At 74.7% G+C, this 25,388-nt stretch carries 24 protein-coding genes and 1 pseudogene; 5 read left to right on the forward strand and 20 right to left on the reverse strand.

The window, feature by feature from the left end; translation table 11 throughout:
- Positions 1-2 precede the first annotated feature (2 nt).
- The 17 genes and pseudogenes from OG767_RS18455 to OG767_RS18535 all read right to left on the reverse strand — a co-directional run bounded on the left by OG767_RS18455 (position 3) and on the right by OG767_RS18535 (position 16,693).
- Positions 3-926 (reverse strand): phytanoyl-CoA dioxygenase family protein, encoded by a 924-nt coding sequence (locus OG767_RS18455; protein WP_405089690.1) that lies wholly within the window; start codon positions 924-926, stop codon positions 3-5.
- Positions 923-2,023, reverse strand: coding sequence for a 4-hydroxyphenylpyruvate dioxygenase (gene hppD / locus OG767_RS18460; RefSeq protein ID WP_357297171.1), 1,101 nt, complete (start codon positions 2,021-2,023; stop codon positions 923-925). Before hppD ends, OG767_RS18455 begins: the two co-directional genes overlap by 4 nt.
- Before the next feature lie 64 nt (positions 2,024-2,087).
- Entirely contained in the window at positions 2,088-3,329 is a 1,242-nt protein-coding gene (locus OG767_RS18465) for a beta-ketoacyl-[acyl-carrier-protein] synthase family protein (RefSeq protein ID WP_405089691.1), read from the reverse strand.
- A complete protein-coding gene (locus tag OG767_RS18470) occupies positions 3,326-4,945 on the reverse strand; it encodes a class I adenylate-forming enzyme family protein (RefSeq protein ID WP_405089692.1) in 1,620 nt (539 codons plus the stop codon). Before OG767_RS18470 ends, OG767_RS18465 begins: the two co-directional genes overlap by 4 nt.
- Positions 4,942-5,436 (reverse strand): hypothetical protein, encoded by a 495-nt coding sequence (locus OG767_RS18475; RefSeq protein ID WP_405089693.1) that lies wholly within the window; start codon positions 5,434-5,436, stop codon positions 4,942-4,944. The genes OG767_RS18470 and OG767_RS18475 overlap by 4 nt, the downstream gene beginning before the upstream one ends.
- 104 nt (positions 5,437-5,540) lie before the next feature.
- Positions 5,541-6,713 carry a beta-ketoacyl-[acyl-carrier-protein] synthase family protein gene (locus OG767_RS18480; RefSeq protein WP_405089694.1) on the reverse strand — a complete coding sequence of 391 codons (1,173 nt, stop codon included), beginning with the start codon at positions 6,711-6,713 and terminating at the stop codon, positions 5,541-5,543.
- On the reverse strand, positions 6,706-6,951 hold the full coding sequence (locus tag OG767_RS18485) for a hypothetical protein (protein ID WP_107160333.1): 246 nt from the start codon (positions 6,949-6,951) through the stop codon (positions 6,706-6,708). Before OG767_RS18485 ends, OG767_RS18480 begins: the two co-directional genes overlap by 8 nt.
- Complete coding sequence (locus tag OG767_RS18490) at positions 6,951-7,214, reverse strand: acyl carrier protein (RefSeq protein WP_107160335.1); 264 nt, start codon at positions 7,212-7,214, stop codon at positions 6,951-6,953. Before OG767_RS18490 ends, OG767_RS18485 begins: the two co-directional genes overlap by 1 nt.
- A 206-nt stretch (positions 7,215-7,420) precedes the next feature.
- On the reverse strand, positions 7,421-8,806 hold the full coding sequence (locus OG767_RS18495) for a class I adenylate-forming enzyme family protein (protein ID WP_405089695.1): 1,386 nt from the start codon (positions 8,804-8,806) through the stop codon (positions 7,421-7,423).
- A 244-nt stretch (positions 8,807-9,050) separates the two neighbouring features.
- Positions 9,051-10,298 carry a beta-ketoacyl synthase N-terminal-like domain-containing protein gene (locus OG767_RS18500; protein ID WP_405089696.1) on the reverse strand — a complete coding sequence of 416 codons (1,248 nt, stop codon included), beginning with the start codon at positions 10,296-10,298 and terminating at the stop codon, positions 9,051-9,053.
- Positions 10,295-11,566, reverse strand: coding sequence for a beta-ketoacyl-[acyl-carrier-protein] synthase family protein (locus OG767_RS18505; RefSeq protein ID WP_405089697.1), 1,272 nt, complete (start codon positions 11,564-11,566; stop codon positions 10,295-10,297). Before OG767_RS18505 ends, OG767_RS18500 begins: the two co-directional genes overlap by 4 nt.
- Positions 11,563-11,973, reverse strand: coding sequence for a cupin domain-containing protein (locus OG767_RS18510; RefSeq protein ID WP_405089698.1), 411 nt, complete (start codon positions 11,971-11,973; stop codon positions 11,563-11,565). The genes OG767_RS18505 and OG767_RS18510 overlap by 4 nt, the downstream gene beginning before the upstream one ends.
- Positions 11,970-12,677, reverse strand: a complete 708-nt coding sequence (locus tag OG767_RS18515) for an SRPBCC family protein (RefSeq protein WP_405089699.1) — start codon at positions 12,675-12,677, stop codon at positions 11,970-11,972. The genes OG767_RS18510 and OG767_RS18515 overlap by 4 nt, the downstream gene beginning before the upstream one ends.
- Positions 12,674-14,155 (reverse strand): acetyl/propionyl/methylcrotonyl-CoA carboxylase subunit alpha, encoded by a 1,482-nt coding sequence (locus OG767_RS18520; RefSeq protein WP_405089700.1) that lies wholly within the window; start codon positions 14,153-14,155, stop codon positions 12,674-12,676. Before OG767_RS18520 ends, OG767_RS18515 begins: the two co-directional genes overlap by 4 nt.
- Positions 14,155-14,742: pseudogene (gene accB / locus OG767_RS18525) on the reverse strand (acetyl-CoA carboxylase biotin carboxyl carrier protein); the annotation flags it as partial. The gene OG767_RS18520 and the pseudogene accB, both read right to left, overlap by 1 nt.
- Positions 14,634-16,367 (reverse strand): acetyl-CoA carboxylase carboxyltransferase subunit alpha, encoded by a 1,734-nt coding sequence (locus OG767_RS18530; protein ID WP_405089701.1) that lies wholly within the window; start codon positions 16,365-16,367, stop codon positions 14,634-14,636. The gene OG767_RS18530 and the pseudogene accB, both read right to left, overlap by 109 nt.
- Positions 16,364-16,693 carry a TcmI family type II polyketide cyclase gene (locus tag OG767_RS18535; RefSeq protein WP_107160353.1) on the reverse strand — a complete coding sequence of 110 codons (330 nt, stop codon included), beginning with the start codon at positions 16,691-16,693 and terminating at the stop codon, positions 16,364-16,366. The genes OG767_RS18530 and OG767_RS18535 overlap by 4 nt, the downstream gene beginning before the upstream one ends.
- Positions 16,694-17,127: 434 nt before the next feature.
- On the opposite strand from OG767_RS18535, the gene OG767_RS18540 reads away from it, so the two are divergent.
- The 5 genes from OG767_RS18540 (at position 17,128) to OG767_RS18560 (ending at position 21,690) form a co-directional block, all read left to right on the forward strand.
- The gene (locus OG767_RS18540; RefSeq protein WP_405089702.1) at positions 17,128-17,967 is read left to right on the forward strand and encodes a BTAD domain-containing putative transcriptional regulator; all 840 of its coding nucleotides are present in this window, start codon (positions 17,128-17,130) and stop codon (positions 17,965-17,967) included.
- A gap of 96 nt (positions 17,968-18,063) precedes the next feature.
- Positions 18,064-18,411, forward strand: a complete 348-nt coding sequence (locus tag OG767_RS18545) for a TcmI family type II polyketide cyclase (RefSeq protein WP_357297193.1) — start codon at positions 18,064-18,066, stop codon at positions 18,409-18,411.
- A 217-nt stretch (positions 18,412-18,628) separates the two neighbouring features.
- Positions 18,629-19,879, forward strand: coding sequence for a helix-hairpin-helix domain-containing protein (locus tag OG767_RS18550; protein WP_405089703.1), 1,251 nt, complete (start codon positions 18,629-18,631; stop codon positions 19,877-19,879).
- 284 nt (positions 19,880-20,163) lie between these two features.
- A complete protein-coding gene (locus OG767_RS18555; RefSeq protein WP_405089704.1) occupies positions 20,164-21,366 on the forward strand; it encodes a low temperature requirement protein A in 1,203 nt (400 codons plus the stop codon).
- 117 nt (positions 21,367-21,483) lie between these two features.
- The gene (locus OG767_RS18560; protein ID WP_091574126.1) at positions 21,484-21,690 is read left to right on the forward strand and encodes a hypothetical protein; all 207 of its coding nucleotides are present in this window, start codon (positions 21,484-21,486) and stop codon (positions 21,688-21,690) included.
- 188 nt (positions 21,691-21,878) lie between these two features.
- Here the strand turns inward: OG767_RS18560 and OG767_RS18565 are convergent, their stop codons facing one another.
- From OG767_RS18565 to OG767_RS18575, 3 genes are all read right to left on the reverse strand, one after another.
- Positions 21,879-23,975 (reverse strand): amino acid transporter, encoded by a 2,097-nt coding sequence (locus OG767_RS18565; protein ID WP_405089705.1) that lies wholly within the window; start codon positions 23,973-23,975, stop codon positions 21,879-21,881.
- A 63-nt stretch (positions 23,976-24,038) separates the two neighbouring features.
- The gene (locus tag OG767_RS18570; protein ID WP_405089706.1) at positions 24,039-24,470 is read right to left on the reverse strand and encodes a hypothetical protein; all 432 of its coding nucleotides are present in this window, start codon (positions 24,468-24,470) and stop codon (positions 24,039-24,041) included.
- A 97-nt stretch (positions 24,471-24,567) separates the two neighbouring features.
- Entirely contained in the window at positions 24,568-25,338 is a 771-nt protein-coding gene (locus OG767_RS18575; protein ID WP_405089707.1) for a DUF5995 family protein, read from the reverse strand.
- Positions 25,339-25,388: the final 50 nt, after the last annotated feature.

A 25,388-nucleotide genomic window follows, 5' to 3' on the forward strand; every position in this document is an offset into this window, starting at 1 on the left:
TGTCAGCCTCCCTGCTGGGCGCGATCGCGCCAGATGACCGGGCAGTAATCGGGATCCGCGTAGTCCGGCCGGCCCTCGTGGGTGCGGCGGACCAGCACGTCGTGGTTGTACGCGGCGAGCGTGCCGTCGGAGAGCGGATACTCCCGCCAGGCGTTCTCGCCGTCCTGCAGGTGCAGCGAGATCGCCCGCCGGGGGCGACCGCTGACGTTCGCACCGCTGCCGTGGTAGGTACGGCAGTGGTGGAAGCTCATGTGCCCCTTGGGGATCACCATGGGGATCTTGCGGATCTCGGCGTGGTTGTACGCCGCGTTCTCGGCCAGCATCGCCTCGAGCTGGTCGCGGTCCCGGTCGGCGAAGTGCCGCACCACCGTGTCGTCCGCGCCGATCTCCCGCCACCGGTGCGAACCGTCGACCATGGTGATGGTGCCCATCTCCACGCCGCAGTCGTGGAACGGGATGAACGCGGTGAGCATCTCCTCCGACGACGAGGACGCCCAGTAGTGCTTGTCGAAGTGCCAGGGCACGATGTTGGACGGCTCGCCGGCGATCGGCGGCTTCCAGATCAGCGTGGACTGGAAGATCCGGATCTCGGTGGCCCGGGCCAGCCGGGCCGCGACCGCCCCGATCAGCGGCTTGCGCAGGATGCGGGCGATCCCGTCGTGCTCGTGGTGGACGTAGTCGTTGTGCCGCTGCACGTCGCCGCGCGACGGCTCCCAGTAGGCCAGCTTCGGCGGGCGTACCGGCAGCAGCCGGTCACGTTCCCCGGCGTAGTAGCCGTCGGTCGCCGCCACGAGTTCGTCCACCTCGTCGTCGGTGAACAGCTTCTTCGACAGGTACCAGCCGTGCTCGACGTAGTGCCGGACGTCGTCGTCGGAGGGCAGCAGCGCCTCCTCCTCGGCGGTCAGTCCGGGATCGATCGTGGTCATGCCGTACCAACCCCTCCGGCCGCGACGACGGGGGTCGCCCCCGCCGCGGCCAGTTCACGTTCCTTCGCCTCGTAGAGCGCCTTGATGTTGCCGCTGCCGAAGGTGCGCGCCCCGCGCCGCTCGATGACCTCCAGGAAGAGCGTGCGACGCACGTGCATCGACTCGGTGAAGATCTGCAGGAGCTGGCCGTCGTGGTCGGAGTCGACCAGGATGCTCAGCTCACGCAGCCGGTCCACCGGCGCGTCCAGCCGGCCGACCCGCTGTTCCAGGTCGTCGTAGTAGGCGCCGGGCGTGCGGGCGAAGCGCACTCCCCGGCCGGCGAGCGCGCCGACGGTGGCGACGATGTCGTCGGTGCGCAGCCCCAGGTGCTGCACGCCGGCGCCGGCGTGCCAGCGCAGGAAGTCCTCGATCTGCCCGGGTCGGGCGCCCGTGTCCGGCTCCAGCAGCACCAGGGTGACCTGCCCGGACGGGCTCTGCACCACCTTGGAGTTCATCGCCTGCCCGCCGACCTCGACGTGCTCGGTGAAGATGTGCGCGAAGCCGAACACCTTCTCGTAGTGGGCCACCGTCTCGTCGAGCTGCCCGGGCGGCACGCAGACCGCCAGGTGGTCGACCTCGGCCAGCAGCGCGTCGCCGTCCGGCGCGGCGACCGGCTCGATCGCGCCGGGCAGGAACACGCTCCGGTCCCCGCGCCGCTCCACGAGCCGGTGCAGCACGTCGCCGAAGCCGCCGACCTCGGCGATCACCACCTCGGCGTCCGCGCCGGTGTAGGCGCGCGGCGGCGTCACCCCGGTCGCGCCGCGGGCCACCAGCTCCGCGTACGCCCCGGCGGCGTCGTCGACCGCGAGCGCGACCACGGCGATGCCGTCGCCGTGCCGGTGCACGTAGGTGGCGGCCGGGTGCTCCGCGGACAGGCCGGTGGTCAGCAGCAGCCGGATGCCGGCCTGGGCCAGCAGCAGGGACCGCTGCCCGGCCAGCCCGGTCTCCGGTCCGCCCTGGCCGTGCAGCCGGAACCCGACCGCGGTGTCGAAGTAGAAGGCCGCCTGCCGGGCGTCCCCCACGTAAAGCTCCAGATGGTCTATGCCGTTGATGTGCATGGGCTTCCCCCTGTTCCCCCCGTGGTGGCGACCCGGGCTCGTCGCCCGGGAATGGAGTCTCCGGTCAGGCCGCGGCCGGGGTGGCGACCCGGCGCAGCAGCAGGCTGACGTTCTGGCCGCCGAACCCGAACGAGTTCGACAGCGCGTGGTCGGTCCGGGTGGGCCGGGGCACGGCGCGGACGTGGTCCGCCTCGCACTCCGGGTCCGGGTCGTCCAGGTGGTAGGTGGGCGGGAGCAGGCCGCGCCGCAGCGCCAGCGCGGTGGCCGCGGCCTCCAGCACGCCGGACGCGCCGAGCAGGTGCCCGGTGAGCGCCTTGGTGGAGCTGACCGGCACGCCGCCGACGCCGAACACGTCGGCCAGCGCGGTCGTCTCGGCGATGTCGCCCAGTTTGGTGCCGGTGCCGTGCGCGTTGACGTAGCCGACGTCCGCCGGCCCGATCCCGCCGGCGGTGAGCGCCCGGCGCATGCACGCGGCCGCCCCGGCGCCGTCCGGCCGCGGCGCGGTCGGGTGGTACGCGTCGGTGTTGGTGCCGTAGCCGGCGACCTCGGCGTACCCGGTGACGCCCCGGGCGGCGGCGTGCCCGGCCCGCTCCAGCACCAGCAGCGCCGCGCCCTCGGCGAGCACGAAGCCGTTGCGCCGCTTGTCGAACGGGCGGCTCGCCTCGGTGGGCTCGTCCCAGCCGCGCGCCAGTGCCCGGGCGTTGCCGAACGTGTCGGCGAACGTGCCGAACAGCGGCGCCTCGCTCGCCCCGCAGACCACCACGTCGGCCTCGTCGGCGCGGATCAGGCGTACCCCGTCGGCGACGGCCTGGGCGCCGGAGGCGCAGGCCGTGCCCACCGACGAGCTGTAGCCGCGGATGCCGTGCGCGATGGCGATCCGGGCCGACGGCATGTTCGGCAGGATGCCGGTGAGCAGGTACGGGCTGACCGCCGCCCGGCCGCGTTCGGCGCGGGCCACGACCTGACGTTCCAGTGTGGCCATCCCGCCGACGCCGCCGACGATCACCGCGATCCGCTCCGGGTCGACGTCGCGCCCCACCTCGATGCCGGCGTCGGCGAGCGCCTCGGCGGCGGTGAGCAGGGCGAGCAGCACGACCCGGTCGAGCACCTTCGTCTCCGGTCCGGAGGCGACGCTGCGCGGGTCGATGTCGGGCAGCACCCCGGCCACCTCGAGGCTGTCCCGCGCGGGGTGTCCCTCGGGGGGCCGGCGCAGGCCGGAGCGGCCGTTGAGCAGCGCGTCGAACGTCTCCGCGACGCCGCGACCGGCCGGCGTGAACAGCCCCATGCCGGTGATCACGGCGGTCATGACGGCGCCTCGGTCAGGTAGCGCTCGCGCAGCGCCACCTTGCGGACCTTGCCGGTCACGGTGACCGGGATGTCCTCGGCGCGTACCGGCACCACCCGGCGCAGCGTGGCGGCCACGTCCGGGCCGAGCGCCGCGCGGATCGCGGCGGTGCGGTCCTGGGCCGGGTCGGCGCCGGCCGCCAGCTCCAGCAGCACGTCGGTGGTCACCGTGCCGTCGGCCTCCTTGACGATCACCACGGTGCAGTCGGTGACGTCGGCGCAGGCGGCGAGGATCCGCTCCTCGGACAGCGCGGTGAAGAACCGCTTCCCGCCCGCCACCTCGACCGAGTCGACCGCCCGGTCCAGGTGGTAGTAGCGGCCGTCGTCGTCGGCGTACACCAGGTCGCCGGTGAGGTACCAGCCGCGCAGCCGGAACCGGTAGGTGGTGACCGAGTCGTTCCAGTAGCCCCGGAACAGCGACGGCGAGTCGATGCCCAGCCAGCCGACCTGCCCGGCGGGCAGCTCGTTGCCGTCGGCGTCGAGCACGGCCACCCGCGCGAACCGGTACGGGCGGCCGACGCAGCGGCCGTAGCGGTCGGTGTCCACGGTGTGCGTGATGTGGAACATCGAGTGCCCCATCTCGCTGGAGCCCAACCCGTCGATGAACACCGAGCCGGGCACCCGGGTCACCCCGGCGCGGGTCACCACGTCCCGCGCGCCGACCGCGACCAGCCGGCGCACGTGCGGCTCGTGCGAGCAGTCGCCGGTGTTGAACCACAGCCGCACCGAGTCCAGGTCGTAGCCGGACAGGTCGAAGCGGGCCAGCTCGGCCCAGGTCATCGAGAAGCCGAAGACGCCGTCCGGCCGCCACCGCTGGATCGCGTCGAGCACCCGTTCGCCGCCCTGCTCGGAGAGCAGGTACATCTGGGCGCGGTTGCCCAACGCCTGGTTGACCATGAGCACGGTGGCGGTGTGCGGGGCGGGCAGCGCGTTGAGGATCCGGGTGGTGCCCTGCGCCTGTGGCATGGACAGCAGGTGCCGGGTGGCGGCGAAGAGGCTGGCGTGCGAGTGCAGCACCGCCTTCGGCACGCCGGTGGTGCCGGACGTGTGCGTGATGACGATCGGGTCGTCGGGGTGGTGCCGGTAGTGCGCGGGCGCGGCGGCCGGATCGCCGGCCCCGGCGTGCGCCGGCTCGCCGAGCAGCGGGGCGCCCAGGTCGTGCCCGGCCAGCGCGGCGGCGTGGTCGGCGTCGGCGAGCACGCCGGCGGCGCGCAACCGGCGAATGTACTCGGCGGCGATCTCCGGGCGCAGCCGGCCGTTCATCAGCGCCGGGATGGCGCCGAGTCGGGTCAGCGCCAGGAACGACAGCACCATGTCGGCGGCGGTGCCGGCCCAGACCGCGACCGGATCGCGCGGCTGCACGCCGCGTTCGTGCAGCCAGGCCGCCCGGGCGGTGACCATACGGTCGAGTTCGCCCAGGGTCAGCGGGGTCTCGGCCGGGTGGCCGTCGACAGCGGTGTCGAAGGTGAGCCCCGGCCCGTCCGGGTCGGCGCCGTGGGCCAGCACCCGGGCGAGCACGTTGCCCGCGCCCAGTTCGGTGTCGGCGGCAAGCGCGCCGCGTAGACCTTTCGTCCTCATTGACGTGTCTCCTCCCCCAGCAGCACCGCGGTCGCCTCGCCCGGCGCTCCGTCCGGTGCCGGTTCGATCAGGATCAGCAACGCCTGCGCGGCGTCGCCGTCGTGGCACAGCAGGTCCACCTCGGCCTCACCCTCGGCCCGGGGGTCCCCGGTCGGGCTCAGGCACACCACCGGCCCGTCCAGTCCCCAGCGCGCCGCCACGTGCCCGGCCACGCTGTTCGGCACCGACTGGAAGAAGAACAGCGGGCCGACCCGCCCGCCGCCGGCCACCGTCTCCCGCACGTGCGCCGACCCGGCCGCGTCGCCGCCGGCGCTGGTTAGCACCACCGCCGTCCGGTTGCCGGCCGGCAACGGCCCGGCCCCGTACCGCCGGGTGAGGCACCGCTCGGCGACGGCCACCACCAGCGGGTGGAACGCCGAGAACACGAACCCCGGCACCCCCGGCGGCACCCCGTCGTCCCCGTCCTCCGGCCAGCGCGCCTCGGCCAGCACCCCCCACCTCGTTGATCTTGCAGTTGGTGCCCCCTGGTTGGGCGTTGCGCCCGTCTTGTCGGGGCGGGAAGTGCAAGATCGCGGGGTGGGGTGGGTTGGCGCGGTCACGGGGCACCCACCAGGAGCGCGGTGTTGGCGCCGCCGAAGGCGGCGTTGAGGCTCAGCGCGTACGGGGTCGGGGCGGGTCGGGGGGCGTCGCGGATGACGTCGAGCGGGCAGTCCGGGTCCGGGGCCAGCCAGCCGGCGGTGGGCGGCAGCTTGCCGTGCCCCAGCGCCAGCACGGTGACCACCAGTTCGAGCAGCCCGGACGCCTCCAACGCGTGCCCGTGCACCGACTTGGTGGCGCTGACCGGCAGCCCGGCGGCCAGGTCGCCGAAGACCCGGACCAGCGCCGCCGCCTCCGAGGCGTCGCTGAACGGGGTGCCGGTGGCGTTGGCGTTGACGTAGCCGACCTCGGCCGGGGGCAGCCCGGCGCGGCGCAGCGCCGACTCGACCGCCCGGGCCAGCCCGAGCCCGCCCGGGTGCGGCTGGCAGGCGTGGTAGGCGTCCCCGGCGCGGCCCCAACCGGCCACCGTGGCCAGCGTCGGCGCGCCCCGTCGGGCGGCGACGTCGGCCGACTCCAGCACCACCGCGGCCACCCCGTCACCGAGCAGCAGTCCTTTCCGGCCGGCGCTGAACGGGCGTACCGCCCCGTCGGCGGCGAGCGCCCGGCCGGCGTCGAAGAGCGCGTACTGGTCGGGTTCGACCAGGTAGCCGGCCGCGACCACGACCCGCTCCAGGTCGCCGCGCCGGATCAGCGCGGCGGCGTCGGCGACCGCGGTGCTCGCCGAGACGCAGGCGCTGGTGTAGACCCGGGTGGGTCCGCCGAGGCCGCAGCGGTCGGCCAGGTGACCGGCGAGCGCCGGCACCGGCGGCCCGAGCCGCCCGCCGTCCGCCGCGCCCGGCACGTCCGACGGTTCCGCCGACCGCTCGGGTACGGGCAGCGAGTGCGGCCCGCCGTGGGTGGCCAGGAACAGCGCCGCGCCCGCCCGGTCGGCCCGGTCCAGCCCGGCGGCCCGGCCGGCGCGGTCGATCGCGTCGGCCAGCTCGTCGGCGAGCGTGCCGACCTCCGGCAGCGTGGCCGCCACGGTGACGCGTCGGCCGGTGGTGTCGAAGCGGCGCACCGGGCGGAACGCCGGGGCGCCGGTGAGCACCCCGGACAGCAGCGCGTCGGCGCCCCTGCCGAGGGCGCTGACCGCGTGCATGCCGATGATCCGTACGGGGTCCCGCTCAGCCATCTGCGGGAGCGGTCAGCGAGGCGCGGAACACGGTCAACGCGTCGTCGACGGTGCGGACGCCGGCGACCTGGTCGTCGGTCAGGTCGAGCCGGCGGTCGAACCGCTGCTCGACGAGGTGCACCAGCCAGGCCAGTTCCATCGAGCCGAGCCGGTCCGGGACCTGGTCGGTGGGCTTCGCGGTCAGTTCGGCGAGCATCTGCACCAGGTCAGCTCGCCCCAGGTCGGGCTGACCGGACATCAGGAGTTGTCGCTGTTCGCAGCCGCCCGGTCGGCGACCATGGTGGTGAACTCGCCGACCGTCATCAGGGCCAGCTTCTCCGACTCGTCGTCGGCGAACTTCAACCCGTACCGGTCCTCGACCCGGACGGCGAGGTCGGCCAGCGCCAGCGACTCCAGGTCGACGCCGGAGGGGCCGAGGGTGGTGCCGTCGTCGAGGTCCTCGACGTCGTAGTTCATGTCGGCGAGCTGGTCGATGACGAAGGTGCGGACCTCGTCGCGCATGGGTGGAACCTCATTTCGGGGTAACCAGTTTCCGGTGCCCGGTCGGGACACCGTGTCCGGATGGGCCGGCCGGTCCGCCGGCGTCGAGCGGGAGCTGACGCGGCGGCTGCTCCGGCGCACGGGTGGCGCGCCGGCCGGTCCGGGGCGGGGATCGGGGTGGGCCGGGCGTCCGGCGGACGCCCGGTGGTGCTCGCGCAGCGGGCCGGTCACGTGACCGCGTCCCGCAGCGCCGGGGCGGAGCGGACCAGCTTGCCGGTGGTGGTGCGGGGCAACTGGTCGAGCAGGTGCAGCGTGCGGGGCCGTTTGAAGCCGGCCAGCCGCTCGGCGATCAGGTGGTCCAGCGTCTCCTCGGTCGTCGCGCCGTCGGTCTGCACGTAGGCGCTGATGCCGTCGTCCCAGACCACCACCGCGGCGGTCACCCCGGGCAGGCCGGCGACGGTCGCCTCCACCTCGGTCAGGTCGACCTTCAGGCCACCCACCGACACCTGCGAGTCGAGCCGGCCCCGGATCGTCACCAGCCCGGTCTCCGGGTCGACCACGCCGGCGTCGCGGGTGTGCAGCCAGCCGTCGGCCCAGCGGGTCGGGTCGGCGAGCCCGACGTACGGGTTCGCCGGGCAGCTCACCCACAGCTCGCCGTCCTGCTCCCGGACCCGGATGCCCGGGGCCGGCGCGATGGCGGGACGGTTCCGCCCGTACAGGTCGGTGCCGATGACGCCGACCTCGGTCATCCCGTACATGTTGCCCAGCGGGACGCCGTAGCGGTCGGTGAAGGCCCGGGCCACCGCGGCGGGCACCAGCTCACCGCCGGTGGTCATGCGCGCGAACTGGGGCAGCGGGCCGGAGGGCACGGTGGAGGCGAGCAGCCCGATGTGGAACGGCACGCCGAGCACGGTGGCCGGGGTGTCCTGGGCGGCGATCGCGGCGAGCACGGCGTCGCCGCTGAGCCGTTCCGGCGGGCACAGCTCGACGCCGGCGTGCAGGCCGTAGAGCAGGCCGCCGACCAGGCCGAGCACGTGCACCATGCTGGGCAGCAGGATGATGCGCTCGCCGGGCCGCGCCACCCCGTCGATCTCGGTGTAGCGACGCACCTCGGCGACCAGGTCGGCGGCGGTGCGGCCGATCACCTTGGACGGGCCGGTGGAGCCGGAGCTGAGCTGGATGACCGCGTGCGGGCTGCCGGCCGGACGGTCGGAGTACGCGGTGACGCCGGCGTCGACGTCGACGAAGACGCGCAGCGCGCCACCGCCGGAGCGGACCGGCGCGACCACCACCTGCGGGGTGAGCCGGCGCAGCGCCCGGTCGACCTCGTGGTCGGTGAGCCGGTGGTCGAGCAGCACCGCCTGGGCGCCGGTGCGCCAGGTGGCCAGCAGGTGCGCCACGTACGCCAGCGACGGGGGCAGGCGCAGCGCCGCCGCGCCGCCGGCGCGCAGCCCGGCCCCGGTCAGCCGGGCCTGTGCCTCGCCGACCAGCCGGCGCAACGTGCCCCGGTCGACCGGGTCGGGCAGGCGGAGACAGACGTCGCTGTCGCGCCCGGCGAGCAGGATGTCGTCCACCCAGCCCGCCGTCGATACGGCATCTTGCGCCCCGGTCACGACCCGCCACCGCCCAGCCTGAAAATGGGCGGGGAACCCGCCCGAGAAGAATGCCCTTCGCGTTCGCTGCCCGGAACACTACGAGGGCCTTCTCGGCATCACCAGATGCAAATGGCTAGATCCAAAACAGCGGCTGGGTGGATTGCTCAGGCTCGATCGGACAGGCAGGATCGGGCGCACGCCGGCACAGTGGCCCGCCGGCCGCGTCGCCGTGCGCGACCACCGGTGCCCCCGGGAGGGCGGGTCAGCGGTCGACGGTGGGCGGCGGCGCGGCGCCGCGCAGCACCAGCGCGCTGTTGAACCCGTCGAAGCCGCGCGCCCCGACCAGCGCGATCCGGCTGCGCGGCCGGCGCGGCTCCCGCAGGTACGTCAACTCGCACCCGGGCGCGGGCTCGTCCGGCCCGACCGAGGCGGGCAGCACACCACGGGAGAACGCCAGCAACGCGGTCGCCGCGTCCAACGCCGACCCGCCCTGGTGGGCCCGGCCGGTCAGCGGCTTCTGCGTGGTCACCGGCGGGGTCCGGTCGCCGAACACGGCACGCAGCGCGCTCGCCTCGGCCCGGTCGTACGCCGGCACCCCGAGCGCGTCCGGCCAGATCACGTCCACGTCGTGCGGCCGGACCGCGGCCCGCTCCAGGGCCAGCCGCAGCGCACGGGCGTAGTGGGACGGGTCGGGGCCGGCCGCCACGTCGGTGGGGGTGGCGTCGTGGGTGGCCGCCCAGCCGGTGATCTCCCCGTAGATCCGGGCGCCCCGCTCCAGCGCGTGCCCCAGCTCCTCCACCACGAACACCGCGCCGCCCTCGGCCGGCACGTACCCGCTCGCCGCGGCGTCGAACGGCCGGTACGCGCGCGCCGGGTCGGCGACGTCGCTGAGCAGGCCGGAACGGAGCTGGCAGGCCAGCGCGTACGGGCTCAGCGGGCACTCGGTCGCGCCGGCGATCACCACCGGCGTGCCGCGCCGGACGGTGCGTACCGCGTGCGCCAGGCTGTCCAGCCCACCGGCCGACTCGGAGACGGTGACGCCGGACGGCCCCTTGAACTGGTGGCGGATGGACAGTTGTCCCACGCTCGCGGCGTAGAACCAGGCGATCGACTGGTACGCCCCGACCGTGCGGTTCGACCCGCCCCAGAGCCGTTGCAGCTCCCGCTGCCCGAACAGGTTGCCGCCGGACGAGCTGGCCAGCGTCACCGCCCAGCGGTACGGGTCGGGCGAGACCTCCGGCAGCCCGGCGTCGGCCAGCGCCAGCCCGGTCGCGGCGAACCCGAGGTGCGTCCACCTGTCGGTCTGCACCCGCGCCCGGGTCCCGACGAACCCGGCCGGGTCGAAGTCGGCCACCTCGCCGGCCACCCGGGTCGGATAGCCGGCCGGGTCGAACAGCGTGATCGGGCCGGTGCGCCGGGTGCCGGCGAGCACGGTGGCCCAGTGCGCGTCCGCGCCGACCCCGCTGGGCGCGACCACGCCGATGCCGGTCACCACCGCCCGGGCCGTCATGCCGGCGCCACGGCGAGCCGGCGGAACACCATCGCGGACTGGAAACCGCCGAACCCGCTGCCCACCGAGAGCGCCACGTCCACCGGCACCTCGCGGGCCTCGTTCGGCACGTAGTCCAGGTCGCACTCGGGGTCCCGGGTGGTCCAGTTGGCGGTGGGCGGGACGACGCCGTACTCGATGGCCATGGCGCAGGCCGCCATCTCGATCGAGCCGATCGCGCCGAGCGAGTGCCCCACCATCGACTTGATCGAGCTGATCGGCACCCGGTACGCGGCCGGGCCGAGCGCCCGCTTGAACGCGGCGGTCTCGTGCCTGTCGTTCTGCCGGGTGCCGGAGCCGTGCGCGCTGACGTACGACACGGCCGACGGGGCGAGCCGGGCCTGGCGCAGCGCGTCGGTGATGGCGACCGCCATCTCCGCGCCGTCCGGGCGCAGGCCGGTCATGTGGAAGCCGTTGCTGCGGCTGGCGTAGCCGGCCACCTCGCAGTAGACGTGCGCGCCCCGGCGGCGGGCGTGTTCGGCCTCCTCCAGCACCAGCACGGCCGCGCCCTCGGCCAGCACGAAGCCGTGCCGGTCGGCGTCGAACGGCCGGGACGCGTGCTCCGGGTCGTCGTTGTCCGGGCTGGTCGCGCCGATCGCGTCGAACGAGGCCACGGTGACCGGGGAGATCGGTGAGTCGGCCGCGCCGGCCAGCACGATGTCGGCCTCGCCGTCGGCGACGAGCTGGTGGGCGTACCCGATCGCGTCGATGCCGGAGGTGCAGCCGGTGGAGACCACCTGCGCCGGGCCGTGCAGGCCGTGCCGGCAGGCCACGTCCGCGGCCAGGCTGCTCGGCACCAGCGCCTGGTAGAGGTACGGCCCGCCGAGCGCGTGGTCGACCAGCCAGTGCCGGCCGGAGTCGCTGACCCGGACGTACTCCTGCTCCAGCGCCATGGTCCCGCCGACGGCGGTGCCGAGCACCACGCCGGCCCGCTCCCGCTCGGCGTCGGTGAGCGTCAGCCCGCTGTCCGCGAGCGCCTCGGCGGAGCAGGCGAGCGCGAACTGCACGTACCGGTCGGCGCGTTGCCGCTCGGCGAGCGTGATGCCGGCCGCGTCGGGGTCGAAGTCGCACTCGGCGGCGATCTGCGAGCGGAACGGCGACGGGTCGAAGAAGCTGATCCGCCGGGTGGCCGTCCGCCCCTCGGTGATGGTCTTCCAGAACCGGTCCCGGGTGGCGCCGCCGGGGGCCACCACGCCGACGCCGGTGACCACGGTGCGCCGGCCGGTCACGACGGGTCCCGTGGCGGCGGGGCGGCGCTCTCGGTGTCGACGTGCCCGAGTTCCGGGCGGGGCGCGAGGGGACCGAGGTGGAAGACCACCTCGGCCGGCTCGTCGCCGGTGTTGCGCAGCCGGTGCCGGACGTCCCTCGGCACGTAGAGCGCCTCCCCGGCGGCCACCGGGACCGGCTGGTCGTCCAGGTCGACGGTGATCGCGCCGCGCGCCACGTAGAGGAACTCCTCGCTGTACGGGTGGTAGTGCTCGGCGATCCGCTCCCCCGGCGCGAGCGCGGCCACCCCCATGAACCCGGAGGTGCTGCCGACGGTCTTCGGGCCGAGCAGCACCCGCAGCTCGCCGCCGCGCCGCCGGTCGGCGGGGACGTCGTGGACGGAGACCCGGGCGGTGGTGGTGTCGGTCATCGCGCGCCTCCCGCGTACGCCCGCTCGATCCTGTCCTTGATCACGGCGAGCTGGATCGCGCTGTTGGTGTTGATCCGCGCGGTCATGCCGGCGTTGTCGACCGGCGCGGTGGGCTTCATGGCGAAGTCCTGCGTCCAGGTCATCCGGGTGCCGCCGGGGATCTCCTCGTAGCGCCAGTGGATGCGCATGTACTCGAACGGACCGGTCTCCACCCGCCGGGCGTGCACCTCGCGGGTGGCCGGGTCGGCGGTGCGTTCGCTGACCCAGCTCCACGCCACGCCGTTCTCGTCCGGGTGCATGGTGAGCCGGAAGCGGACCGTGTCGCCGTCGCGGTACAGGATCTCGGCCACCGCGTACTCGGTGAACAGCTCGGTCCACCGGGCCACGTCGTTGGTGATGTCCCAGACCAGCGGCAGCGGCGCGAGGATGTCCACCGCGTTCTCGGTGTGCCCCGGCGGGTCCGCGCGGCGGGCCACCAGGTCGGCGACGCCGGCGATGCTGAGTTCGCCGGCCTGCTCGGGGATCTTCACCCGCCACCGGTCGGCCACCACCGCGGCGAGTTCGAGCAGCGCCAGCGAGTCCATGCCCAGTTCCTCCAGGCTCGCCGCCGGGGTGGTGGCGGCGACGTCGGGGTCCAGGCCGCAGTGCGTCACCAGGATGTCGGTGATCTCGCTGGCGAGCGGTCGGTCGGGGGCGACGGTCATGGGTTCCTCCAGGTGGTCGGGCCGGTGGCGGGCACGGCGGGTACAGGGGTACGGCCGGTCGGGTCGGTTCCGGCGCGCGGGTCGGGCACGGCGGCCCGCGCGGCGTGGTCGACGTCGGTGCCGGCGTCGCCCGGGGCGAGCAGGCGCTCGACCAGCGCGGTGGTGTGCCGGGCGGCCCGGAACGCCGGGTCGCGCAGCACCCGCCGGGCGAACGGGATGGTGGTCCGCACGCCGGGTCCGGCCACGTCGAACTCGGCCAGCGCGCGGTCGAGCCGGTCCAGCGCGGCGGCCCGGTCCGGCGCCCAGACCGCCACCTTGGCCAGCAGCGAGTCGTAGTGCGGGCCGACCAGGTAGCCGGCGTATCCGTGCGTGTCGACCCGGGTGAACGGGCCGCCGGGCGGGCGGAACCGCTCCAGCCGGCCGGGGGCGGGCGCGAAGTCGCGGTCCGGGTCCTCCACGTTGACCCGGCACTCGATCGCCACCCCGTGCAGCCGCACGTCGGACTGCCGCAGCCGCAGCGGCGTGCCGACGGCCACGTGCAACTGCTCCTGCACCAGGTCGACGCCGGTGACCATCTCGGTGACCGGGTGCTCCACCTGGATCCGGCAGTTGATCTCCAGGAAGTGCGCGCGTTCCGCGTCGTCCACCAGGAACTCCACGGTGCCGACGCCGGTGAAGCCGACCGACAGCGCGCCGCGCAGCGCGACCTCGGCGAGCGTGTCCAGGGTGGCCGGTCGCAGCGCGGGCGCCGGCGCCTCCTCGATGAGCTTCTGGTGCCGGCGCTGCACCGAACAGTCCCGGGTGCCCAGGTGCACGCCGTTGCCGTGGTTGTCGCAGAGCACCTGCACCTCGACGTGGCGGGCGTCGGCGAGGTAGCGCTCGACGTACACCCGGTCGTCGCCGAAGGCGACCTGCGCGGCGGCCCGGGTGCGGGCGTACGCCCGGGGCAGCTCGGCGGCGGAGCGCACCACGGTCATGCCGCGTCCGCCGCCGCCGGCCGCGGCCTTCACGATCACCGGGTAGCCGACCTCGGCGGCCACCGCCTGCGCCTCGGCGACGGTCGGCAGCGTCCGCACGCTGCCCGGCGGCAGCGGCAGGCCGGCCCGGCTCATCAGCGCGCGGGCGGTGGACTTGTCCGCCAGCGCGGCCATCACCTGCGGCGGCGGACCGACGAAGACCAGCCCGTTCTCCGCGCAGATCTCGGCGAAGTCGGCGTCCTCGGAGAGGAAGCCGTAACCGGGGTGGACCGCCTGCGCGCCGGTCTGCCGAGCCGCCTCGACGATCGCCGCGGCGTTGAGGTAGCTGCGACGGCTGGCCGCCGGCCCGATCCGGACCGCCTCGTCGGCCAGCCGCACCGGCAGCGAGTCGGCGTCCGCGCTGGAGTGCGCCACCACCGTGCGGACGCCCAGTTCCCGGCAGGCCCGCAGCACCCGTAGCGCGATCTCGCCGCGGTTGGCGATCAGCACCTTGTCGAACATCAGGTGTCCTGTCCGGTCACCGGGTCCAGGGCGATCAGCGGCTGGTCGTACTCGACCGGCTTACCGTCCTCGACCAGCACCTCGACCACCCGGCCGGCCTGACCGGCGGTCACCTCGTTCATCAGCTTCATCGCCTCCACGATGCCGATCACCTGACCCGGCCGGACCAGGTCGCCGACCGCCACGAACGGCATCGCGCCGGGCTCGGGGGCGCGGTAGAACGTGCCCACCACGGGCGCCCGCACGGTCGTCCGGTCGGCATCGGGCGTCACCTGCGCGACGGGCCGTGACACCGGCTCACCGGCCGGTTCCCCGCCGGTACGCGGCGTCGGCGGCACCGGGTCGTGCCACTCCACCTCCAGCGCCGCGTCGCCGCTGCGCAGCCGTACCCGGCGGACCGGCCCGGCCAGGTCGTCGACGAGTTTGCGGGCCTGCCGGCGCAGCCCGTCCAGCACCTGCTCGGCCCCGGCGTCCGCCATCACGCCACCTCCGGCCGGTCGTCCACGGCGGCGCGACGCGGCGGCACCGTGGCGCGGGCCGACGGGTCCACGGACCGCGCCGCGCCGAAGCGGCGGAACCGCTGCCGGCGGCGGCGCACCAGCGTGGCCGGCGGCACCGTGAGCAGCGGGGCCAGGTTCGCCGCGACCGCCCGGCGCAGCAGCTCGGCCGCGCCCGCCGGGTCGCCGTGCGCGGCCGGGTACGGCTCCGGCACCAGTTCGTCGACCACGCCGAGCCGGCACAGGTCGGCGCCGGTGAGCCGCAGCGCCCGGGCGGCCTGCGGGGCGGCGGCGCTGTCCGGCCAGAGGATCGCGGCGCAGCCCTCGGGGCTGATCACCGAGTAGACGGCGTGCTCCAGCATGAGCACCCGGTCGGCGACGGCGAGGGCCAGCGCGCCGCCGCTGCCGCCCTCACCGGTGACCACCGCGACGACCGGGGTGGGCAGCACGCTCAGCGCGAGGATGTTCTCCGCGATCGCCGCGGCCTGACCCTGCTGCTCGGCGGCCACCCCCGGATCCGCCCCGGGCGTGTCCACGAGCGTCACCACGGGCAGCCGCAGCCGGGCCGCGAGGCGCATCAGCCGCAGCGCCTTGCGATGCCCGGCCGGGCTGGCCATGCCGAAGTTCCGGGCCACCAGCTCGGCGGTGGTGTGTCCCTTCTGGTGGCCGATCACCATCACCGGCCGGCCGTCGAGCCGGGCGACGCCGCCGACGACCGCCGGACAGTCCGCGCCCAGCCGGTCGCCGTGCAGCTCGACGAAGCCGTCGAACGCGGTCTCCAGGTAGTCGAGCGTGGTCGGCCGGCCGGGGTGCCGAGCGGTGCGTACCGTCTCCCAGGGGTCGCGGGCCGGCCGGGCGACGGCGGGTGCTCCGGCGGCGGCCGGTCGCGGTGCCGGCGGGGCGGGCCGGCGGGCGGCCCCGGCGGCGGCGAGCAACGCGGCCAGCCGCCCCCGCAGCGCGTGCCGGGGCACCACCATGTCGACCTGTCCGTGCCGGAGCAGGTACTCCGCGGTCTGGAAACCCTCGGGCAGCGCGGCGCCGGTGACCTGACGAATCACCCGGGGGCCGGCGAAGCCCAGCCGGGCGCCGCTCTCCGCGAGCACCAGGTCGGTGTTGGTGGCGAACGACGCGGCCACCCCGCCGTACGTGGGATCGGTGACCACGCTGACCGTCAGCAGACCCGCCTCGCGCAGCCCGGCCACCGCCTGGCTGACGGTGGCCATCTGCATCAACGCCAGCGCGCCCTCCTGCATCCGCGCCCCGCCGGACGCGGTGACCAGCACCAGTGGGACGCCGTCGGCCAGCGCCCGCTCGGCGGTCCGGGTGATCAGCTCACCGACCGCACAGCCGAGGCTGCCGCCGAGGAAGCGGAAGTCCATCACGGCCAGCGCCACCGGATGCCCGCCCAGCCGCGCGGTGCCGCAGAGCACGGCCTCGTCCAGGCCGGTGCCGGCGCGGGCCGCGCCGAGCCGGTGCGGGTACGGCAGCGCGTCGACGAAGTCGATCGGGTCGACCCGGACCGCCCGGTCCGGCAGCGGGACGAAGGAGTCCGGGTCGACGAGCTGCGCCACCCGGTCCGGGGCGTCCAGCCGCGTGTGCGTGCCACACTCCGGGCAGACGTCCAGGTTGCGGCGTAGCCGCTTGCGGTAGAGCAGCGAGGCGCAGCCGTCGCAGCGGGACCAGAGCTGCTCGTCGCGGGGCGCGGTGGTGGTCACGGCCGCCGCCCGGCGTCGTACCGGTAGAAGCAGTGCGCCATGGCGTCGCGGGGCGAACGCCAGGTCGGCAGGTACGGCGAGATGTACGGCCGCAGCCGCTCGCTGATCCGGACGAACTCGGGATGTCCGCGGGCGTCCTCCACCGCGCTGTGCGCCGGCGTCTCCGTCTCCAGCAGGTGCACGTAGAGGTCGTGCAGCCGGTAGAGGGACCGGTGCCGCACGCCGACCAGGCCGGGCAGCTCGGTCGCGTCGGACTCGGCGAAGATCTCGGCGACCCGGTCCTCGGCGGTGGGCACCACCTTCGCGACGATGAGCGAGCGGTCCATGCGCGGCCTCCCCTGGTGCGTCCCGGTGCGCGGCGGACCGGTCACGCCGCACGGTTGGCCCACGGTGCCGCCCGGGCCGTCAACCGGGCGTCAACCGGCTTCGATCGGACCGCAAAAATGGTGACGCTGCGTTGACGCAACCTGTGCGTCAGCTATGCGAAGATCAACTGGCACTCGTCCATTGACGACACTTATTCGCAGATCACGGGCCACTTACGAATACGTTACGGAGAGTCAACGAAGTCATCAGCCGTTGACTCAGAGTAACAGGCGTTGATATTCTCCGTTCCGGTCGACCCGGCCACGGCACACGTCCGGCGACCGCGGCGGAGGCGTTCCGACAACGGCGTCGCGGGCGGAAGATCCGGGCAGACAGGACAGTCGGGACTCAGGGTTCCGGTGCTGGGGGGTGCGCCGTGTCCGGTGGATCGAGGATGCCGACGGCGGGGGACCCCGCCCCCCGCGTGGCGTTGCACCTGCTCGGCGGTTTCCAACTGCTGCACGCCGGCGTGCCGGTGGTGGTGCCCCGCGGCCTGCAACGGGTCATCGCGCTGATCGGGCTGCGTCCGGCCGCGACCCGTAGCCACCTCGCCGGACTGCTCTGGCCCGAGACCCCCGAGGAGCGGGCGCTCTCGTCGCTGCGTACCGCGCTGTGGCGCCTCCGCCAGGACCCGTGCTGCCCGCTGCGCACCGACGGTGACACGGTCCGCCTCGGCGCCACCGTCCACCTCGACGTGGACGAGCTGGTCGAGGCCGCCGCCCGGGTCCGCGACGGCATGGCGCCCCGCGGCGCCGCCGGCACCGGCCGGCACGACCTGCTCCCCGGCTGGTACGACGACTGGGTACTGCTGGAACGCGAACGGCTGCGCCAGCTACGCCTGCACATGCTGGAGGAACTCGCCGGCAACCACCTCGCCGCCGGCCGGCACGGCGAGGCGCTCGAGGCGGCGCTGGAGGCGATGGCCGCCGAGCCGCTGCGCGAGACCCCGCACCGCCTGGTCGTCCGCATCCACCTCGCCGAGGGCAACGCGTTCGAGGCCGTGCACGCGTTCTACGTCTACCGGGACCTGCTCCTGCGCGAGCTGCGCCTGGAACCCTCCCCGGCCATGACGGCGCTGCTCGACGACACGCTCGCCCCGATCCGCCGGGCCAGCCGGCCGGATCCGCCGCAGCGGCCCGCCGGTCGGCCCGCCAACGCCGCGCCGCGCGGCCCGGCGCCGCACCCGCGCGGCGCGACGTCGCCACCCCCATCAATGCCCAGGGGTACGCCGTGACGGCGAGGTGACACCCGCCCGGGCATCGTGGGACCCGCGACCGCCGCCGTCCGGCCGGTGGTCGACGCGGCAGCAGCGCGGCGGAAGGGGTCTGCGATGAGTCGACTGTTGGTGGTCAGCCGGATCGTGCCCGGATCGCAGGGCCGGGTGGCCCAGATCTTCGCCGAGTCCGACGCGACCGAGCTGCCCCGGCTCACCGGGATCCGGCACCGGTCGCTGTACTACCTCCACGACCTGTGCGTCCATCTGATGGAGACCGTCGACGTCGCCCCGGACCCGACCGCCGACCTGCGCGAACACCCGCTCTACCAACGCGTCAACGAACGGCTCTCCGCGCACACCTCGCCGTACCTGCCGACCTGGCACTCGCCCCGCGACGCCGTGGCCGGTTGCTTCTACAGCTGGGACACCGCCGACGCCCCCATGCCCGACCGGATCCGCTGACCGGACCGGCCACGGACGAGGCACCCCGGGACCGCGCACGGCACCAGGTCCCGGGGTGCCTCCCGCACCCACGGTCATCCTCCGGCCACCGGCCGGCAGGATCGGTCCCACCGTCGGCACCCCAGCGCCGACCTGCCTGTCGTGCCGCGCGCACGTGTGCAAAGCTGCCCCGAGCTTTCTCGCGACCGTCGTGCACGTACATACAAGGAGGTTGGCCATGCCGTCGAGCTTCGGGCAGTGGCTGCTCGTGATCCTGGCCCTGCTCATCGGACTTGCCGTCGGCTGGGTGGTGAGCGGCCGCCGGGCCGGCGCCGCCACGCCCACCGTGGACGGTGCCGCCGGCCCGGCCACGGTGACCGCCACCGTCGACGAACCGCAGCCGGCCGCCGTGGTCGACGAGACGCCGGCCCCCGCCGCGGTGACCGACCGGCCCGCCCCGGCCGACACGGACGCCCCCGCCACCCGCGCCGCCGACGCCTCCGCCGACGGCGCAACCGGCGAGCCCGAGCCGGTCGTGGTCACCGCCGGTACCGCCGACGAGCCGGTGACCGCCTCGACGCCCGTCGCCTCCGACTCGGTCTCTTCCGACTCGGTTACCTCCGACTCGCTGCGGGCCGACTCGCTGCGGGCCGACTCGACGGAGCCGGCGACGACGGCCGACGAGCCGCTGACGGTGACGCCGTCCGACGCCACCGAACCGGCCCGCCGCGAGACGACGCCGGAACCAGCCGGAACCGCTTCGGCACTCACCGAGCCGACGCCCGCCGCCATCGAGACCGTCGCCACCGAGACCGTCGCCACCGAGACCGAGCCCGTCGCGACCGGGCCGGAGCTGGATCACGTAGCCGCTTCTCCCACGCCCGTCGCCGAGCCCGAGCCCGCCGCCGCTCCTTCCGCGCCTGTCGCCGAGCCCGAGCCCGCCGCCGCGACCGTCGCGACCGTCGCGACCGGGCCGGAGGTGGAGCCCGTGGCAGCTTCTCCCGCGAACGAGCCCGTCACCGCCCCGCCGGCGCCCGTCGGCGCGACCGGGCCCGAGACGGTCGCCACCACGGGCGCGCCCGTGACCGCACCCGAGGCCGAGACCGAGGCCGCGCCCGTCACCGCCGCAGCCGAGCCGGAGCCCGCGAACGAGCCGGCGCCCGCGGCCGACGAGCCGGCGGTCGCGCCGGTCGTGCCGATGCCCCGGACCTCGGTCGAGAACGACGCGCCCCCGCACGCCGACACCGAGGCGCCGGACGACTTCCGCCGCATCCAGGGCATCGGGCCGAAGCTGGCCGCCGCCCTCCAGGACGCCGGCATCCGCACCTACCGCCAGCTGGCCGAACTGGACGAGGCCGCGCTGCGCGAGACCGTGAAGGCCGCCGGTCTGCGCGCCGCCCCCGGCCTGGCGACCTGGCCCCAGCAGGCGAAGGTGCTGGCCGGTGCCCGCGCCGAGGCCGACAAGGTGTTGCCGGCCAGCGCCGAGTAGTCCGTACCCGTTCCGGGCCGGTGGTGACCGATCGTCGCCACCGGCCCGACGTGTGTGCCCACCGCGGCGCCGGCAGCCGGGGCCCGGGCCGGCACCGCCGGACCAGGGCGACCGCCCCGCACCGGCGGCCCGACCCGCCACCTCCCCGCCGGGCCGACGCACGCCGTCGGAGCGGGCGGGTCCTGGCGGAATGCCGGAAATCCGACGGACGGCCACGGCGTCTCGCTACGGTCTGTGCAGGGGCGGGACGGCCGACGCCGAGCCCGCCACCGCAGGAGCAACTCGTGCCCACCCGGACGCCGGAGCCCGCCGACCGGCCACCGCCGGTCCGCGATCCCGAGGCACCCCGCCGGGTGACGCTGTTGGAGCTCTTCTTCGATCTGGTCTACGTGGTGGCGCTCGCGCTGATCTCGCGGTACCTGATCGGCGGCGTCGGCTGGGAGCGGGCCGCCGAGTCGCTGATCATGTTGATGGCGATCTGGTGGACGTGGGCAATCACCACCCTGGTCACCGACCTCTACGATCCGCAGCGCGCGGAGATCAAGCTGCTGGTGGTGGCCGTGATGTTCGGCGCGCTGCTGATGACCACCGCCATTCCGGAGGCGTTCGGCGCCCGAGGGCTGGTCTTCGCCGGCACGTACGTGGCGATCCATCTCGGACGCGGCCTGTTCCTCATGCCGGCGGTCCGCCGGCACCCGCAGACCCGCCGCCGGGCCATCCGGCTCCTCGTCTGGTTCGGGGTGTCGGCGGTGCCCTGGCTGATCGGCGCGGTCGCGGCGCACGGTACCGCCCGGACGTGGTTCTGGGCCTCGGCGCTGGCGGTCGACTACCTCGGGTTCCGGCTGGCCTATCCGGTGCCCGGTCTGGGCGCCGTGCCGGACGACCAGCGCAACGTGACCGCCGAGCACCTCTCCGAGCGCTACCAGCAGTTCTTCATCATCGCGTTGGGCGACGCGGTGCTGGTCTCCGGCACCGTGTTCAGCCTGCACCACTCCGAGGTGGAGAACATCGCGGCGTTCGCCACCGCGTTCGTCACCACGCTGCTGCTCTGGCGCGTCTACGTGCACCGCTCCGGTGAGCTGCTGCCGGACGCCATCGCCCGGTCGAGCCAGCCGAGCCGGTTCCTCACCACCGCCCCGTACACCCATCTGTTGATGGTGGCCGGGGTGGTGACCACCGCGGCCGGCTTCGACCTGGTGCTCCTGGAGCCGACCGGACGTACGCCGCCGGCCTGGTTGGCGGTCATCCTCGGCGGCCCGGCGCTGTTCCTGACCGGTCGGGCCGCCTTCGAGTACGAGGTGTTCAGCCGGGTGTCGCTGTCCCGCCCCGGTGGTGTCCTGACGCTGCTCTGCATCGCGCCGGCACTGCTGTTCCTCGCGCCGGTGTACGCCGCCGTCGGCGCCATGCTGGTGCTGGCCGGGGTGGCCGCGGCCGACCACCGGCGCAGCCGGGGCCGCCCGCCGGAGGAACCGGTGCCGCCGCACTGAGTTCCCGGCCGGTAATCGGAATCGGCCGTACCGGGGCCGACACGCCGTTTGGCGGATCACCCGCGCGGGGTACATGCCCTCCACCTCGAACTCACCACAACCCCGTGGAGGCAACTGATGCGCGGCACCTCGATAGTCGGCGTCCTGGTCGTCATCTGGCTCATCATCGGCGCGATCGCCGCCGGGCAGCGCGGCTACTACGGCAACGACGACACCAACTGCGCGGAGGCGGGCACGATCCTGGTCACCATCGTCGCCGGTCCGCTGAACTACATCGGCGCCAACCCGAAGATCGACTGCAAGCTTCCGGAGCCGTCCAAGTAGGTCCGCCGCCTGCCGTACCCCCGCACTCCCCCGGCCCGCGCCCGCCCAGCGAGCGCGGGCCGTTCCGTGCCCCGAGCGGTGCCCCTCACCCCCGCTAAGCCATCCTAGGAGGCTGGGCTTTCGACGGGGGGCGTGAGAAGGGCTCCCCTCTCGACCGGAGGCGTTAACAGGGGGCCCCTCCTTCAACCTCAACCGCCGACGTGGATGCCGGGGCGGCGGGTGGGGTCGGGCTCGGACTTTCGGATGATCTCGCGGACCACCGGCGGCGTGTCGCCGCGCCCCAGGATCAGGTAGCGCAGCAGGTGGGCGATCGGGTTCCCCTCCGACCACTCGAAGTGGCAGTGCGGGCGGACCCCGGTGGCGTCGCGCAGCGCGAGCAGGATCGCCGCGATGGCGTTCGGCGCGGCCGGGCTGCGGGCCCGCAGGATCCGGTACCCGCCGATCTCCACCCCGTGCACCCGCAACACGTGGCTGAACTGCGACGGGTCGCTGACGTCGATCTCCAGGAAGAGCACGTCGGCGGCGCCCGGAACCGGATTCATCGACCGCTGCGCCCGCTCCTTGACCCGGTACTCCTTCACCGACCCGCTCTGCCGCTTGTTGGCGATGACGTGCAGCCGCCCGTCCCGGGCGACCGACTCGTCGACGAACCGGCGGGCCGGGCCGTCGAACTCGATCCGCTCGGCGCGCAGCTCGGTGGTCCGGGTGACCCGGGAGATCAACGAGACCGCGATGATCCCGGCGATGAAGAAGCCGGAGATGGTGATGCCGTCCGGCTTCGCCACCACGTTCTCCACGAGCGCGTACAGCAGCACGGCGGTGAGCAGCGCGAACCCGGCCGCGGCGCGCCGGTGCCGGGCACGCGCCGCCGAGATGGTCACCGCGATCGCGCCGGAGACCATCATGGCCAGGATGCCGGTGGCGTACGCGCCGGCCTGGGCGTTGACGTCGGCGGAGAAGGCGACCGTGATGGCGATGCTGATCGCGGTGTAGACCAGCACCACCGGGCGGACCGCGCGGCCCCACTCCGGCGCCATCCCGTACGACGGCAGGTAGCGGGGCACGATGTTGATCAGCCCGGCCATCGCCGAGGCGCCCGCGAACCAGAGGATGAGCACGCTGCTGAGGTCGTAGACGGTGCCGAACGCCTCGCCGAGGCGCTCGTGGGCGAGGAACGCCAGCGCCCGCCCGTTCGCCGGCCCGCCGGGGGCGAACGCCGCCGGCGGGATCAGCACCGTGGTGACGAACGTGGTGGCGACCAGGTAGACCGACATGATCAGCGCGGCGGTGGTGAGCAGTCGACGGGTGCTGCGGATCCGGGCGGCGAGCCGGCGCTCCGGGTCGGCGCCGTCGCCGCGGACCAGCGGCATCATGCTCACCCCGGTCTCGAAGCCGGACAGTCCCAGCACCAGCAGCGGGAACGCGAGCACGCTTGTGGCCAGCACGTCGCCGGCGCCGCCGACCCGGGTCAGCCGGGCGGTCCAGTCGGTGAGCAGCCCGGGGTCGGCGGCCACCTGGGCCAGCCCGGCGACCACCACCACCGCGTTCAACGCGAGGAAGACCGCCACCAGCGGAATGGCGACCTGCACGGCCTCGCTGAACCCGAGCAGGAAGACGCCGCCGAGCACCAGCAGCAGCACCACCGTCACCAGCACGGCGGCGGTGGTGCCGTGCGGGAACGACGCGGGCAGCACCGGGTTCTCCAGCAGGTGCACGCTGGCGTCGGCGGCAGAGAGCGTGATCGTGATGATCCAGGAGGTGGCCACGAAGCCGAGCAGCACCAGCACGAAGAGCTTGCCGCGCCAGAACGGCAGCAGCCGCTCCAGCATGGCCACCGAGCCCTGCCCGTGCGGGCTCTCCCGGGCCACCCGCCGGTACATCGGCAGCATGCCCAGCAGCGTCAGCGCCACGATGAGCAGCGTGGCCAGCGGGCTCAGCGCGCCGGCCGCGACCGCGGCGATGCCGGGCAGGTAGGACAGGGTGGAGAAGTAGTCGACGCCGGTCAGGCACATCACCTGCCACCAGGGGTGGGCCCGTGCCTGGTGCTCCCCGACCTCCGGGCCGACCGGCTCGACCCGGTGCTGGAACAGCCAACGGTGCAGCCGGTCGGCCGGGGCCGCCGGCCGGGTCGGCGCGGCCACCCGCTCCGGCAGCGTGCCCGGGGCGCGGGTGGCCCGGTCGCCGGGCTCGGCGTGCCGGCCGGCCCGGGCCGCGGCGGCGGCGTGCGCCTCGCGGCGGCGGTCCCGCGTACGCCGGGGCTGCTCCCCGTCCCGTGCCTGCGCCATCTGCTCCCCTCCGGCCCCCTGATCACGGTAGGCGGTGGCCGGGGCGTGGCCCGGCGGAACCGGTCAAGCACCACCGGAAGAACCGGGCGCCAGCGCGTCGCGCAGTGCCGTCGGGTCGGCGACGGTCACGGTGACCGCCGGGTGTCGGGGCCAGGGGCCGGGCGCCAGCGCCGGCACCGGCTCGTCGAACCGGAGGCAGAGACCGCCGGCGACGCTGCTGCCGAACGTCACGCCGCCGTCGGCCAACGACAGGTGCGGGCCGACCGCCCGCCACCAGCGGTACGGTCCGCTCAACTCGACCTCGACGACGTTGGCCGGGGTGGTCCGCAGCCGCCACGGGCCGAACCGGACGACCAGCGCGTCCGGGGCGAGTTCCACCCTGGCGGTCTCCGACCGCACCCCGAGCAGGGCCAGCGGCAGCCGGAACGCGGGGTCGAAGCGGAACGGGAAGTGGCGGACCGGACCCGGCGGGCCGGTCGGTTCGGGATACGACACGGCCCCGTCGTACCCGGCCGGACCGGCTCGACACCCACCGGACGGCGTCCCCGCGTCCCGCGCCCGGACGGCGGGACGCGGGGACCCCCCGTCCCGGCTACTGCAGGAACGCCCCGAGGGGCGACAGCAGCAGCCGGCCGAGCAGCGCGGCGTTGTCGTCCAGCCGCGTCCGCTCACACTCACGGGCGTCCGGGTCGTGGCGGCAGTGCCAGATCTTCTGCGCGTTGCGCCACGCCACGTTGCGGGTGTACTCCACCAGCTCGCCCTGGTACCAGTCGTCGATGTCGCCGTTGACCATGTCGATCATGAGCTGCCAGTGGTCCAGGTAGCCCCGGCGCAGCTCCGGGATCCGCTCCGCGAAGATCTTGTTGATCTCCAGGTAGTCGCGGTGCTGGTCGCTGCCGTCGACCGGCTCGGACTCCAGGCTCTCCAGCGTCGTCACCAGCGCGAACGGCAGGTCGTAGTTGATGTGCGCGTTGACCCCGGCGGCGGCCGACGGCAGTGGCCGGGCGTCCGGGCCGCGCATCCGCTGGAACAGGCACGACCAGGCGCGCGGCGTGCTCGGGCTGGAGTCGGTCCAGAACCGCAGCGCCTCGAAGTAGCGGGCGGCGAACTCCACGTCGAGCCGGGCCAGGAACGCCGGATCGACGAACCGGTCCTCGTAGAGGCCGTCGAGCACCGTGCTGGTGATGACCAGGTAGAGCCGGTTGAAGTCGGCGAGCGGGCAGCTCGCCTCCAGCGGCGGGAGCCGGACCAGCAGGTCCTGCAACTTGGTGAGGTGGTCGACCACCGCCGGCACGTCGGCGGGGTGGTCGGCGAGCAACCCGACGATGTCCTGGTGCACGGGACCCCAGACCGGTTCGGTCATCTCTCCTCCACGATGGTCGGCGCCCCCCACGACGCCATCCGACTCCGCCG

It is taken from the genome of Micromonospora sp. NBC_01392 (assembly GCF_045040125.1).
Classification (GTDB): Bacteria; Actinomycetota; Actinomycetes; order Mycobacteriales; family Micromonosporaceae; genus Micromonospora.

Bases quoted from the DNA above. Each gene is read 5' to 3' on its own strand.
- OG767_RS18455 (WP_405089690.1), bottom strand. From the start codon at position 926: ATGACCACGATCGATCCCGGACTGACCGCCGAGGAGGAGGCGCTGCTG.
- hppD (WP_357297171.1), bottom strand. From the start codon at position 2,023: ATGCACATCAACGGCATAGACCATCTGGAGCTTTACGTGGGGGACGCC.
- OG767_RS18465 (WP_405089691.1), bottom strand. From the start codon at position 3,329: ATGACCGCCGTGATCACCGGCATGGGGCTGTTCACGCCGGCCGGTCGC.
- OG767_RS18470 (WP_405089692.1), bottom strand. From the start codon at position 4,945: ATGAGGACGAAAGGTCTACGCGGCGCGCTTGCCGCCGACACCGAACTG.
- OG767_RS18480 (WP_405089694.1), bottom strand. From the start codon at position 6,713: ATGGCTGAGCGGGACCCCGTACGGATCATCGGCATGCACGCGGTCAGC.
- OG767_RS18485 (WP_107160333.1), bottom strand. From the start codon at position 6,951: ATGTCCGGTCAGCCCGACCTGGGGCGAGCTGACCTGGTGCAGATGCTC.
- OG767_RS18490 (WP_107160335.1), bottom strand. From the start codon at position 7,214: ATGCGCGACGAGGTCCGCACCTTCGTCATCGACCAGCTCGCCGACATG.
- OG767_RS18500 (WP_405089696.1), bottom strand. From the start codon at position 10,298: ATGACGGCCCGGGCGGTGGTGACCGGCATCGGCGTGGTCGCGCCCAGC.
- OG767_RS18510 (WP_405089698.1), bottom strand. From the start codon at position 11,973: ATGACCGACACCACCACCGCCCGGGTCTCCGTCCACGACGTCCCCGCC.
- OG767_RS18515 (WP_405089699.1), bottom strand. From the start codon at position 12,677: ATGACCGTCGCCCCCGACCGACCGCTCGCCAGCGAGATCACCGACATC.
- OG767_RS18520 (WP_405089700.1), bottom strand. From the start codon at position 14,155: ATGTTCGACAAGGTGCTGATCGCCAACCGCGGCGAGATCGCGCTACGG.
- OG767_RS18535 (WP_107160353.1), bottom strand. From the start codon at position 16,693: ATGGACCGCTCGCTCATCGTCGCGAAGGTGGTGCCCACCGCCGAGGAC.
- OG767_RS18540 (WP_405089702.1), top strand. From the start codon at position 17,128: ATGCCGACGGCGGGGGACCCCGCCCCCCGCGTGGCGTTGCACCTGCTC.
- OG767_RS18545 (WP_357297193.1), top strand. From the start codon at position 18,064: ATGAGTCGACTGTTGGTGGTCAGCCGGATCGTGCCCGGATCGCAGGGC.
- OG767_RS18550 (WP_405089703.1), top strand. From the start codon at position 18,629: ATGCCGTCGAGCTTCGGGCAGTGGCTGCTCGTGATCCTGGCCCTGCTC.
- OG767_RS18560 (WP_091574126.1), top strand. From the start codon at position 21,484: ATGCGCGGCACCTCGATAGTCGGCGTCCTGGTCGTCATCTGGCTCATC.
- OG767_RS18565 (WP_405089705.1), bottom strand. From the start codon at position 23,975: ATGGCGCAGGCACGGGACGGGGAGCAGCCCCGGCGTACGCGGGACCGC.
- OG767_RS18575 (WP_405089707.1), bottom strand. From the start codon at position 25,338: ATGACCGAACCGGTCTGGGGTCCCGTGCACCAGGACATCGTCGGGTTG.